Origin of the sequence: Moorena sp. SIO3B2, from assembly GCF_010692525.1 — a bacterium.
In the GTDB taxonomy this organism is placed as follows: Bacteria; Cyanobacteriota; Cyanobacteriia; order Cyanobacteriales; family Coleofasciculaceae; genus Moorena; species Moorena producens.
The window spans coordinates 1-13,405 of the sequence record NZ_JAAHHE010000171.1; the positions used below are offsets into that span (position 1 = coordinate 1).

General features: G+C 42.4%; 10 protein-coding genes and 1 pseudogene. 7 read left to right on the plus strand and 4 right to left on the minus strand.

Going from position 1 to position 13,405, the window contains the following annotated elements; all coding sequences use genetic code 11:
- Nucleotides 1-930 (minus strand): ATP-grasp domain-containing protein (locus tag F6K38_RS25775; RefSeq protein ID WP_287357923.1); only part of this gene is annotated, 930 nt, incomplete at its 3' end.
- 234 nt (nt 931-1,164) lie between these two features.
- Here F6K38_RS25775 and F6K38_RS44395 point away from each other — a divergent pair.
- A pseudogene (locus tag F6K38_RS44395) lies at nt 1,165-1,299 on the plus strand (cyclase family protein); the annotation flags it as partial.
- 302 nt (nt 1,300-1,601) lie between these two features.
- Entirely contained in the window at nt 1,602-1,994 is a 393-nt protein-coding gene (locus F6K38_RS25785; RefSeq protein ID WP_008183110.1) for a hypothetical protein, read from the plus strand.
- Nucleotides 1,995-2,189: 195 nt separating this feature from the next.
- Here the strand turns inward: F6K38_RS25785 and F6K38_RS25790 are convergent, their stop codons facing one another.
- Complete coding sequence (locus F6K38_RS25790; RefSeq protein ID WP_287357925.1) at nt 2,190-5,960, minus strand: hydantoinase B/oxoprolinase family protein; 3,771 nt, start codon at nt 5,958-5,960, stop codon at nt 2,190-2,192.
- Between the two features lie 41 nt (nt 5,961-6,001).
- On the opposite strand from F6K38_RS25790, the gene F6K38_RS25795 reads away from it, so the two are divergent.
- A complete protein-coding gene (locus F6K38_RS25795; RefSeq protein ID WP_154659763.1) occupies nt 6,002-6,178 on the plus strand; it encodes a hypothetical protein in 177 nt (58 codons plus the stop codon).
- A 170-nt stretch (nt 6,179-6,348) separates the two neighbouring features.
- On the opposite strand, the gene F6K38_RS25800 is transcribed toward F6K38_RS25795, so the two are convergent.
- The gene (locus tag F6K38_RS25800; protein ID WP_287357926.1) at nt 6,349-7,020 is read right to left on the minus strand and encodes a hypothetical protein; all 672 of its coding nucleotides are present in this window, start codon (nt 7,018-7,020) and stop codon (nt 6,349-6,351) included.
- Between the two features lie 791 nt (nt 7,021-7,811).
- On the opposite strand from F6K38_RS25800, the gene F6K38_RS25805 reads away from it, so the two are divergent.
- The 3 genes from F6K38_RS25805 to F6K38_RS25815 all read left to right on the plus strand — a co-directional run bounded on the left by F6K38_RS25805 (nt 7,812) and on the right by F6K38_RS25815 (nt 10,282).
- Nucleotides 7,812-8,207, plus strand: coding sequence for a hypothetical protein (locus F6K38_RS25805; protein WP_008183100.1), 396 nt, complete (start codon nt 7,812-7,814; stop codon nt 8,205-8,207).
- Nucleotides 8,208-8,660: 453 nt separating this feature from the next.
- Nucleotides 8,661-9,284 (plus strand): Vps62-related protein, encoded by a 624-nt coding sequence (locus F6K38_RS25810; RefSeq protein WP_044492850.1) that lies wholly within the window; start codon nt 8,661-8,663, stop codon nt 9,282-9,284.
- Between the two features lie 665 nt (nt 9,285-9,949).
- Nucleotides 9,950-10,282, plus strand: coding sequence for a DUF433 domain-containing protein (locus F6K38_RS25815; protein ID WP_008183096.1), 333 nt, complete (start codon nt 9,950-9,952; stop codon nt 10,280-10,282).
- Nucleotides 10,283-10,718: 436 nt separating this feature from the next.
- Here the strand turns inward: F6K38_RS25815 and F6K38_RS25820 are convergent, their stop codons facing one another.
- Entirely contained in the window at nt 10,719-10,979 is a 261-nt protein-coding gene (locus tag F6K38_RS25820) for a hypothetical protein (protein WP_229414449.1), read from the minus strand.
- Nucleotides 10,980-11,004: 25 nt separating this feature from the next.
- On the opposite strand from F6K38_RS25820, the gene F6K38_RS25825 reads away from it, so the two are divergent.
- The gene (locus F6K38_RS25825) at nt 11,005-13,362 is read left to right on the plus strand and encodes an alpha/beta fold hydrolase (RefSeq protein ID WP_229414448.1); all 2,358 of its coding nucleotides are present in this window, start codon (nt 11,005-11,007) and stop codon (nt 13,360-13,362) included.
- Nucleotides 13,363-13,405: the final 43 nt, after the last annotated feature.

Genomic DNA, 13,405 nt, shown 5'->3' on the forward strand with positions numbered 1-13,405 from the left:
TTTTCCTTTAATAATCTCATTCCAATCTGGTTTTTTTTGTAAGTAATAGTATAGGTAAGGATTAAATCCATAGGCAAAGAAAGACATATCTGGGGTAGTACACCAACCCCCAAACCGCATCGGATTGACTTCGATCGGTAATAAATTACCTTGATTGTCTCGTCTAAGCTCAATATGTACTGGAAAATTTTTTACTCCAGCAAATTTACCAATTTTATCTAAAAAATCGGTAAATTCTTCAAGATTACTTTCGATGATTGCTTTTGAAGAAATATAAAGCCGATCACTAACATCAGCATCTGAGGAAAATATGTGTTTAAGGATATTTAGAATAACCGGCTCACCAGTTGAATTATAATAGGCATCAACAGCGAATTCTTCACCAGTAATATATTGTTCAATTATAAATGAACTAGTGTCCAATACCTCCTTAGGGTATAAATCTTTCATTGGAGCAGTGTCTGCAATTATTGAATCAATGGTTTTAAACCACTGCTCCTGACTTGAAATCTGATAAACTCCCATGCTAAAAAAACCAACCTTTGGCTTGATGATACATGGGAGTGGAATTTCCTTAACCTGAATCTTTTTTAAATCGTCGGTGCGAACCTCTTTGAAGTAGAAGTTTGGATCTATTGTTTGGATTAGTTCTCGAAATTTAACCTTATTTTTAAATAACTGTATTTTTCGAGGAAGATTGCTAAAAGCTAAATATTTCGATATCCAACCAATCGCATTTTCAGATGTGGTATATATGATCGGATTATCTAACTCTCGAACCATTTCAATGGCTCGCTCTTCACTAATTAGGTTTGTCCCACTATAAAGCCCTAACTTCTTGGCTATATCTGTACCTACTACAGGGATACCATTGTCTTTGACAGTTCTTTTTAAAAATTCAGAGACATATGGCTTGTCTACAAAAAACATTTTATTCTCTCCGTAGTTAAATCTCAAGTGCATAACTGGAGGTTTCACCGGCACGCCCTTGCCCAAAATTTGAGGATGGCGAGAGGTTTCTCGGACCGTCTGCTCCAAACAGCTGTTAGACAACTGGCTAACATCGGAAGGATATCACGACTTTGCTAATTTCTTGCTCAACTTGATTACTGGACTTCAGGGTAATGGCATTTTCCAGCAACGCTCCAGAATTATACTATAAGTCAAGACAAGTATCAGATCGAGTTGCTGACTAACTTGAATCAGGTGCCGGAGTATGGTGCGATCGCAATAGTAACCTTTCCTAAGCCCCTGAAAGGTTCTGGTTTTCCAGCAAGGGTGTTCGCAATTATTCCCTAGTAAGGCAAGAGGCAAGAGGCAAGAGGCAAGAGGCAAGAAATTATAGAGGAATTTTTGGTAGCGATGCAGCGCGTTCATGCGGGGGTTTCCCCCACTCGCGCTTTGCATCAAGACAAGGTCAAAAACTCTAAGCCTTGTTTCCAATTCATTTGGAAATACTATATAGGGCTTAGCGGTATATATATTTAGGAACCTTTTGGAGATTCAGTCAGTCTAATAATCCTAATGGAAGAGGTTATCTCTCAAGAGACAGATCTAACCTAAGAGCAGTAGATCGATTGCTACATTTAGAGGACAAAAAGATGAAAGGGATTTTCGGTGCTCTACTACCAGGACTGATCACAACCGGTTTTGTAGGCGCAACACTACTACCCGCTGCACCGGCAGCTGCTGATGATTTATTAAGAGATATCGGTATTGGTGCGGCTGCTGGTGCAGTAATTGGAGAATTAACTGACAACGGCTCACTGATCGGTAATACTGCCAATGGCGCTGCCGCTGGTGCTGCTGTCAGTGCTAGTAAGCGGGATAGAACTAGAGCTCAGCGTAACAGTGCTGGGAGTCTAGTTCAAGATGTAGGGTTTGGTGCTGCTGCTAGTGTTGTCACTGGCGTAATCATTGACAATGGCTCAGTAGTAGATAATGCGGTTAAAGGTGCTGCTACTGGTCTAAGCATTAACCTACTAGACCGTTAAGACTTTTAAGTAGCCCATACTTTAGGATTCTTTAATCGTCGCTAACCCATGTTGATGGGTAATCTATCGACTTAGGTCTAAGCTAATGCTTAGTTAGCGTTGCCTAGGATAAATGCTGATCTTATTTATGCAGCATTTATCCTGTTGCCCTAGCCCAAAGGAAACACCAATGCGATCGCATTGGCCTGCTACCGATTAGGATTCACTATCACCACTATCGAAACCAAATCCCCCACCTCCAGGGGTCTCAATCACAAACACATCACCTGTATTCATTTCCACCACCGCAGTATTACCCAACTCCTCAACGGTTCCATCCTTCCGTTCCACATAATTTTTTCCCAAAGCACCCGCTTCACCACCATTTAACCCAAAAGGCTTCACCACTCGACGTCCAGATAGAATGCCTGCGGTCATAGGTTCTAGGAAACGAATCTGGCGAATTACGCCATTACCCCCACAATGAACGCCCTTACCGCCACTATCAGGGCGAATCCCAAACCTTTCCAAAAGTACTGGAAATCGCCATTCCAACACTTCTGGGTCAGTTAAGCGAGAATTGGTCATGTGAGTATGTACCGCATCTGTTCCATCAAAATCAACCCCTGCCCCAGAGCCTCCACAAATAGTTTCATAGTATTGATAGCGCTCATTGCCAAAGGTAAAATTATTCATAGTACCCTGAGAAGCCGCCATCACTCCTAAAGCACCATAGAGGGCATCGGTTATTGCTTGGGATGTTTCCACATTCCCCGCTACCACTGCTGCTGGATAACGGGGATTGAGCATAGAACCTTCCGGAATAATCACCTCCAAAGGCTTCAGACAACCAGCATTCAGGGGAATATCATCATCCACTAGGGTGCGGAAAACGTATAGCACTGCTGCTTTGCATACCGCTGACGGTGCATTAAAATTACTATCTAACTGAGCAGACGTACCCGTAAAATCAATTTTGGCACTACGGTTGTCCCGGTCAATAGTAATCGTGACCTGAATCTTAGCACCCCCATCTAACTGATAGCTGAAACTGCCATCTGTCAGCACATCAATCACTCGGCGCACCGACTCCTCAGCATTATCTTGGACATAACCCATATAGGCTTGCACTGTCTCTAATCCATAGTGGGCTACCATCTGCCGTAACTCTTGGACACCCTTTTCATTGGCAGCAATCTGTGCCTGTAAATCAGCTATATTCTGAGTCAGATTCCGGACTGGGTATTGACCCCCTAACAGAAGTTGGGTTATTTCATTTTCTCGGAATTTACCATTCTCAACCAGCAGGAAATTATCAATTAATACCCCTTCTTCCTTCACGCTCGTACTATTAGGAGGCATGGAACCGGGAGTGATACCACCGATGTCAGCATGGTGTCCTCGGGAAGCGACAAAGAATAGAGGGGAGAGGGGAGAAGGTTCCTTTAGCCCTAGGGAAGAGTTGAGGAAAACTGGGGTAACAAGGGTGACATCTGGGAGATGAGTGCCACCGTTATAGGGATTGTTGAGAATATAGACATCTCCAGGTTTGAGAGTATCACCATGGGCATCAATCAAGCTGCGGACACTTTCACTCATTGACCCCAAATGCACTGGAATATGGGGCGCATTGGCCACCAATTGCCCTTGTTGGTCGAAAATCGCACAGGAAAAGTCTAGCCGTTCCTTGATATTGACTGAATAACTGGTATTTTGGAGAGTTGTCCCCATTTGCTCTGCTATGGAACGGAATAGATTGTTAAAGATTTCCAGCATGACAGGGTCAGGATGGGGTGAAGCTTCGACGGTCTTTCCTTGCCGCTGATCTATAGTGCTATTAGTCAAGTTTTCCAGGTTGTCTTGCTGCTCTGCCAAACCAGATTTAACTAAAATCAAATGATTCCGTTCATTCACCTCTGCCTTCCAACCAGGCTCAATCACATTGGTTCCGGTTGCTTCAATAATTAATGCCGGACCAAACACCGAATCCCCTGGCTGCCAATCCTCTCGCCTAAACACAGGGGTATCCCACCAGCGATTAGCGGTATACATCTGCACCGTGGCAACGGGAGCACACATTTCCCCAGTCTGACGAGACCGTATCGGTTCTGTTGGGATAGCCATCTGCTTTACTAACTCTACCGACACCGCTTCGACCATCAACTTTTTCCCTGGCACGATAAATCCATAGCGCTGTCGATGCAATCCCTCAAACTCTTCCGTGATCTGATCAATCCCACCAAACCCAACAACCAAAGCTGAATCGGTGCCTTGATAGCGCAAATGGACTCGCCGAATTACGTCAATCTCGTTACTATTCCGATCCTGGGTATGGTTGTGGTTCAACTCTTCTATTCCCTGAGCCACCAACTTGGCAAAAATTCCCTCTAACTCCAACCCCTCTACTAACTCAGCTTCAACTGACTGTTCTTTCAATACCCTGATATCGGCTAAACCCATGCCATAAGCGGACAATACTCCAGCAAAGGGATGAATGAACACTCGCTTGATGCCTAAGGCTTCCGCAATTAAACACCCATGCTGGCCACCAGCACCCCCAAAGCAACATAGGGTATACTCGGAAACGTCATAGCCCCGTTGTAGAGAAATCTGTTTAATGGCATTGGCCATCTTCTCGACTGCGATCGCTAAAAATCCTGCTGCTACTTCCTCTGGTTTGCGGTTATCCCCAATCTCCTCTACCAATCCTTCAAACCTCTGCCTTACCACCTCAGCATCCAACGGCAAGTTACCATCCGCTCCAAACACCTTGGGAAAAAACCCTGGCTGCAACTTCCCTACCATCACATTGCAATCGGTCACGGTCAACGGACCCCCCTTACCGTAGGAAGCAGGACCTGGATTTGCCCCAGCCGACTCTGGTCCTACCCGATAACGGGCACCATCAAACTGGACAATGGAGCCACCACCAGCAGCCACGGTATTAATTGCCATCATTGGCGTGCGCAGCCGCACCCCAGCAATCTCAGTTTCAAAGGTACGCTCATATTTACCGTTGTAATGAGCTACATCTGTAGAGGTGCCACCCATATCAAAGGTAATGATCTTCTCAAAACCAGCAATTCGACTAGTCTGTACTGCTCCGACAATACCGCCAGCAGGTCCTGATAAGATACTATCCTTCCCTTGAAACTGTTGCGCGTCCGCCAGTCCTCCGTTTGACTGCATGAACATCAATAGTCCAGAAGTTTTTCCCTGTAAGCCTTCAGACCGGGTAGCTTGAAGGTTATTTTCCAAAGCTTCATTAGTCAACCCGCCAAGCTGCAACTGTTGTTCTACCTGATCTACATAGCGACGTAGAATCGGTGATAAATAGGTATCAACTACTGTGGTATCCCCACGACTGACTAATTTCATCAAAGGGGTCACTTGATGAGATACTGATATTTGGGTAAAACCAATCTCTAATGCGATGGTGGCTATCTCCTGTTCATGAGTGGGATAGCGATAGCCGTGCATCAAGACAATGGCGCAGCTACGAATACCGTCATCATAAGCAGCTTGCAAGGATTGGCGGGTTTCAGCCAGATTGATCGGGATTAGCTCTTCACCCTGGGCGCTGTAACGTTCTTCTATCTCAATCACCCGTTCATAGAGCATTTCAGGGAGCACAATTTCACGGGCAAAGATATTCGGGCGATTTTGATAACCGATGCGCAAGGCATCTTGGAAGCCCTTAGTAATCACTAGGACAGTGCGATCGCCTTTCCGTTCCAATAAGGCATTGGTGGCTACTGTCGTTCCCATCTTGATCGCTTCAATGGCATCACTTGGTATCGGCCTATCAACAGGAATATCTAAAATCTCTCGAATTCCCTGTACTCCAGCATCTTGGTACCGTTCAGGATTTTCCGAAAGCAGCTTATGAATTATCAACTGCCCATCCGGGCGTTTTGCCACAATGTCCGTAAAGGTACCACCTCGATCAATCCAGAATTGCCAGGGTCCAGTGGAAGTAGTAGTCATATTTGCCCGATTTTTAATACAACACTAAAGAGATGGGGAAGATGGCGGAGAATTTCCCAATAGTTTCCTGTCTCCATCAGCAACGTCCCAGCAAACTATATTTTCCCTTAAGACAGAGTAACTTAGCATTCCAGAGCCACCAAGCCGAGGTATCACCCGATCGGGGAGTGGTCATTCAATGGGAGCCAGGAATTATTTCTGAGATTGAGCAAACATAGCCCAAGTTGACTCTACAAGTTGACTCCAATTTAGACTAAAATTAGCGGCGTTGCTGAATCAACGAATGAATAGAAGTAGGGTGGGCATCCTGCCCGCCCGAAAAAATAAGGAATGGGCATCTAGCCCATTCCACAAAACTCTTAAAATTATTCCATTATTAAGCAACGCCCTAAAATAAGCCATTCAGAGCAGACGATATTTCATTTGATAATTCTTGTGCTGATTTAATTAGACGAACACGATTTTCCGGATGTTGATATCCTTGTTTTTTAATATTTGCGTATGTATTCATTATACTTCCTTTGGCATTATTGATATCCCTTTCAGCCATATTAAATAACGTCGCATTCCACTCTGCATCTCCAATTTTAGGTAGTAGCAGGTAGAGAGTCCAATCATTGGGGGGTGATTCACAGCCATAGGGATAGTCTCCAATCAGGATGTAGCCGGACTTAAGTGCAGCATTATAGGTGAATCCATTGGCATTGTCTTCAGTAGCCAATTTTATCATATCTTTTTTACTGACTCCGGACTGTAGCCTACCCCACTCGACATTACATTCGTTGAATCCAAATTCCATCTTTTTATATAATTCAAGGATAATTCCAGGAATTTTATTTTGATCTGACAGGGAATTGTTGTCATCATTTATCCTAAAAAAAATATAATCTAAAGATTTGAAAAATTTACCATTACTTTGGTCGGGAGCACCTGCTAACTCTAGGTTGTTCCTTGGATTATCTAAAAATTGATTTGCCATCGCGGGTTGTATAACGATAGCGAACATCAACACCTGTGTAATTATAAAAACCTGAAAGCTTATCAGTAGTATTTTTTTCACAAAGTTATCCTTATTAAATAATTGGACGTTCTTGCTGGGGCGCAACAGGCAAGCTGAAATCCTTATTGGCTAATAATTTCAGCCATAATTTACAAAAAGATACATGCTGTTTTGGGATGACATTGGACTATGTTATAAGGGTTTGAGCTTCCAGAAAATGAAAGGAAGGTCAATTTGGGTCTGTATCTTACCTAAGATCTTTGATCTCAAAGCCTTATATAGTAAGTTTTTCAAGGCTCATGTCACCCCATCAGCGTTTTTGCTTCCAGCTATTATCTTCTTAATTTTATGGGAGAGGCAGAACAAAATTATCAAATTACCCCAAAATCAAAAATCTAAATTCCTATTTTTATAGACTAGAGCACGTGATTTAGATTTAACAGTACCTTTTAGGATACCTTTTAGGGTACCTTTTAGGGTACCTTTAGCTGAAATCATTACTGGGTAGTCGTTTTAGCCCATAAGTTCCAAAAATCTACATGCTGTTTTGGGTGCGACCTTACACGTAGTTATAAGGGTTTAAGCTTCCATAAAAGGAATTGAGGGTTAATTTCCGACTGTATCTTCCCTGAGCTCATTGGCATCAAAGCCTTATCTACTAAGCTTTTTAGGGCTCATGTCACCCCCTCAGGTTTTTACCCAGATTTTAAAAGGTACCCATAAGGGTACTATCCAACCCGAGTCAGATTCAATATGATTTGAATAGTTGAATTAACTCTAGTGAGGAAAAAATGACTAAACTACACACCTCTGAAAACTTGACAATAGAGGCGGATGAATTTTAAAAAGTATTGAAAGATATGGAAACCCATTCTATATCAACAATTAAAGGCGAGACTACAAGTCCTCTTCCACGGTACATATCCGTATATTTAGTAGAACCCGAAATACCACAAGCTATCCCGAACGATTTTCAGGACAACCTTAAAAGTTCTTACCAACAAGACGTGCTTTCATGGAATGATACCCGTCAAAATGAACTAACCATGGTCACCGATCAGAAATTAAATAACAATATTAGTGATTCTGATTGGACTCAGACATTAAAAACTATGGAAGAAACTGATATCGCTAATGGGACAGCACGGATACAAACTTCATACGCTCAGATTCGTGAACAGGGTAATAAACATCCGGAACAACGTTCAAGTGGGAGCATCCCAATTTGGCACGTTAGCTCTTTTTAGGGGGCTGAAACCCTTGAAATATCGTTGCTTTGGGTAATATTGTTTCCAAAATGGGATGCTCCCGTTCAAGTTTGATTAAATTTGCCCAAACACTATCTAATTTCCAATCAACGATATTGAATTACATGGTGGATTTTATGCGAACAATAGCCCTTAAGATATTTGAGTGGGCTTCAAAAGCTTTTACGTTTATCAAAAATGCGGCAAACAGTGTCGTTAATTTTGTAAAAAGCTGGTTTTAACTTATTTTTCCACGGTAAACACCAGCATCCAAGGTAAACCCCTATAATTTTTTATTCCTACCTATAGTGTTAATTTAATTCAATGAACACTATATCTAGAAAATCCCTTGTTAATAAGCACAATAAGCTCTGGTTTATTGAGGACTACCCCTAGTTTATTGACAAGATGGGTTTACCCTTCACAACAATCAATAAAGGAAACTTAAAAACAATGAAACGTTTTTTGGCAATTTTTGTGCTTCTTTTGGCTTTCGCAACGGTTAACGTACAGTCAGCTAAGGCTTTATCTTTATTTGACTTAAACATTCAAAAATGTGATAAATTTGATCTTGTCTGGTATGATCGTGGTTCTGGAGCTGAGCGAGATGGTGCATTTTACAGGCCAGTCCCCACCCCTGGTTTCTTCGTTGTTGGAGATTATGGACAAGGTAACTATGGTCAGCCTAATGGTGATGTATTGTGTTTCAACCCATTAAAAAAAAGCGCATTAGCTAATCCTATAGACTTTGCGCTAATATGGAAAGATACAGGGAGTGGAGCACATCGTGATGGCTCTTTTTGGCGACCAATTCCACCACAAGGTTATAGTTGTATTGGAGATGTTGTTCAAGAAGGTTATGCAAAGCCATACCGTCCTGATTACAAATGTCTACATAATGATTTAATATCACCATGGTCTCCTGAACAGACATCATTTGTTTGGAATGATCGTGGCTCTGGGGCAGATGCGGATGTATCTGTTTACTCTGTTCCCTTTAGTAAGGTTATACACGTTCAGGGTAACTATTCTCCCCCACATGGGCCAATCTATGATCTTAATTTAAACAGCTTCTGATTTATATAGCGGTTTTTCTCCTAATGAGGTACACATAATTTTTTACCTCTTCCCTCTTCTGACTTTACTGGTTACTGCTCCTTAAAAAATGTACCTCACCTAATTAAAAACCGCTATAAATTTTTACTTAGGAAGAAAACGAAGGACAGCAGATCCAATCGAAAAAAAAAGCGATCGCCCCTTTATAGGCGATCGCTTTTTTACTATTTAGTTGGTTGAAACTATTGTGGCTCTACCGTACTTGTTTCGAAAATAAAGCTGGAAGCGTGTATTCAAGGGGTTTTCAGCATTTTTAATCTCAATCGCTACCATTTCGCTATTCAGCAACGCCAAATAAATTAGTTACCCTATGGCAATCCAAAACCTGCCCTCTTAGTCGCCATATCGGTTTCATTATGATCAACTATAGATGATAATATGGATATACGGCGGTTTGCATAACTATCAGGTACACAGGATTGTTTTCCGACTTCCGACTTCCGACTTCCGACTTCTGACTTACCTGTTCCCTATTCCCTGTTCCCTGTTCCCTAAAATCCATAAATTTGTACCTAACTAAATGGCAAACCGCTGTAATTATCGACAATAGATGCATCGCTAGTTACTGTTGCAATCAATCTTATGTGTAAATCTAATTTAAACACGCGATTGCCATTACAATTATTATGCAAATAGAAGACTATTTCAACTTTCTGGCTCCTGATGACATTCGGATTAAAGGTCATCGAATTGGCATTGAAACAGTATTGTATGAGTATCTCTTTAAAGAGCGTACTGCTGAAGAAATTGCCAAAATTTACTCAACTCTCACCTTAGAAGAGGTCTATGCCACAATCCTATATTATCTACAGAACAAAGACACAGTCAGTAAATACATTGCTGACTGGCTAGATTGGGGACATCAACAGCGTAAAGCTCAAGCCTTGAATCCTCATCCGGCAGTGGCTCGACTCCGGAAAATCAAAGCAGAAAGACAAGCCCAGTTGAAAGCCAATTGAAAAGTTAATTATAATTGCACAATGTTCTTATGATCAGGAATATCAAGACCAAATTATGTAAGCATTCAGCGTTCAGCCTTCAGTGGTCAGTAGTAAGCGGTCAGCTTATTTTATTCAAAAGCACATCAAGTAGGGTTCATATAGCGCATCAACTGATGACTGATGACTGATAGCTGATAGCTGATAGCTGATAGCTGATAGCTGATAGCTGATAACTGATAGCTAACCAAATTATTCACTTGCCGATGACTTGAATTAATGAATTATTATAACTAGAAGTCTCAACAATACATTGCTGTTTGTTTGTATTATAATGCTCCTCATCGTAAGCATTCAGCCGTCAGCTATCAGCTATAAGCTTAAGCGGATCACAGGCTAGAAGCCTGTGCCACGGTACTTGAGGTGCTAGCAGGCGCTTTAACTGTACGGGGTCGGATCAGTAAAACGAGCAGGGATTTTCAACCAGCCGTTCCAGCACCTTAAACTTGTTTACTACCTCCCGTTGATTAGCTGACGGCTGACGGCTGATAGCTGAATGCTTACTCCTCAACAAGCCTAAGACTGAGAAGACTAGACTCGTGAAAGCAAAAGCCAAACCCAAGAAACTACTAGGTTTTTTATATACTTGCTTATTCCTTGGTTTAGGAATACTCCCCACAGTAGTCAAACCAAAGCCAGCCCTTAGTGCAGAATACATTTACTTTAACTATGGTCCGTTAAAATTGTCCCTTTCCCGGGAATCTCTGGAAATTTTCGCCAATGAGGGCAGAATTACTAAGGAATTTGAGTTCTACGCCCAAATGCTGAACCCAGAAGCCTTGGAACAGTTGCGGATGCTACTCCAAAAGCGGATTAAAATCAGTCCTGTGGCCATCTCCCGCTTAGGTAAATCCCCCATGGGAGAAGCCTTTCTGGAAGGTTTGGGAAAGATGATCAAAACCCACCCTGGTCGCAATGGTTTACATAGTCTTCGGGGGGCGCTGGTTTTGGCAGCAGCTGACTCCGAAGGTCTAACTCTAATGAATATAGTGCGCCAGTTTCCCACCGAGGGGATGTTGATTGATACTGACTATATCTTTGATGTCCGAAAAGAGCTAGCTACCCTATTTCGATATCGAGATGCAGCGGTGAATGCGATCGCAAACCAAGCCACCCGAGAAGCCGCTGCTGAGAATACCGTTGATGTCTCCCAGTTAACAGACTTACAACAACCAGGTCCTTATCAATTCACAGACCAAGTCATCACCCTTTCCGGTCGCCGCCGTCAATCCCCTCTAGGGTTATCCGGAGAAACCAAGTTTGAGGTTGCTTTGTACTTACCCAAAGGCAATCCAAAACCAGCCCCCTTAGTAGTCATGTCCCATGGCTTTGCCTCAGATCGCAACCATTTCACCTATTTAGCAGAACACTTAGCATCCCATGGCATTGCTGTAGCCGTTCCTGAACACGTCGGGAGTAATGTTGAATACTCTCAAGCTGTACTACAGGGACTAGCGAATGGAATCAATCCGGTAGAGTTTATTGAACGACCCTTAGATATTAGATATGTGCTCGATGAGCTGGAAGACCTCTCTAAATCTGACCCTAATTTTGCTAATAAGCTGAATCTGGAACAGGTTGGTGTGATTGGTCATTCCTTCGGGGGTTACACAGCGTTAGCCGTAGCAGGTGCAGAAATTAATGATTTAAGACTGCGCCAAGTGTGTCCTGATCAAGACCCAACCTTCAATCTCTCTGTACTGCTCCAATGCCTTGCCAATCGCTTACCCCCGTTTAATTATGACTTGCAGGATCCACGGGTCAAAGCTGTAATCGCTGTTAATCCTATTACCAGCACAGCCCTTGGTCCAGCTAGCTTGGGTAACATTCAAGTGCCAGTCATGATTATGGCAGGTAGCCACGACATCGTAGCACCAACTGTCCCAGAACAGATTCACCCCTTCATTTGGCTCAATACCCCAGAAAAATATCTGGCAATGATTGTTGATGGCAACCACTTCTCCACTAGTGGTGCATCCGGCGACGATTTTGCCCTGTTTCCTAAAGAATTACTTGGTTCCAATCCTCAGGTCGGACTTTCTTACCTAAAAGCCTTAAGCTTAGCTTTTGTTAATACTCATATTCGGGATTTGCCAAACTATCGACCTTACCTCAGTGTTAGCTATGCCAAATTCCTCTCTGAGAATTCCCTAGAGCTACATTTAGTCAAGTCTTTAACGCCAGAACAACTAGAGGAATCCTTTGGTAGTGAACCTCCCCAAAGTATCATACCACAAATCGCAATTGAGCCAATACCGAAGCGTTCAGAAACGGTTTTAGACCAAATTAAACGAACTGGTACCATCAAAGTTGGTATTAGAAAAGATGCTGCTCCCTTTGGCTACATTGATACCAACGGAGATTGGAAAGGGTATTGCTTTGAGCTACTAAATTCCTTAAAAGACAAGGTTGCCGAAGAACTCAATAAACCTATAGAACTAAAAGTTGTTGCCATTCAATCAACCTTGGAAAATCGCTTTGCTATTGTCCGAGACGAAACCGTACATTTGGAGTGTGGCCCTAATACTATTAGGAGTGATATTGCAGGGGTAAAATTCTCAACACCATTTTTTATTACTGGCACACACTTTTTAGTAGATTCTCAACAACCGAGAGTCTTCAATCGTTACCAAAGCCTTGACAGTTTAAAAATTGGAGTGCTTCCCAGTAGCCTCACAGAAACATTTATTGAGCAAACCTATCCTAATGCTCAGAAAATAGTTTTTCCTGGAGACATAGGTAGGTCTCAAGGAGTCAAAGCATTAGTCAATAGCGATATTGATGCCTTTGCCAGCGATGGCATTTTATTAATTGGAGAAGTCACCAGACAAGGACTTTCCTCATCCCAGTACACCTTATCTCCAGATCAACCACTGACCTGTGATTTCTATGGCATGATTCTCCCTAAGAGTGATCCGCCATGGCAACGTATTGTCAACTCCTTTATTGAAGGCGAAAAAGCTAAAGAAATTTGGGGGGGATGGTTTACAAATTTGTTTCCCTATGTCTTATTAAATCTAGAGTATTGTATTGATAAATAAGATGTAAGTCAGTCTAGGATATTCATCATTATTTTTTAGCAGT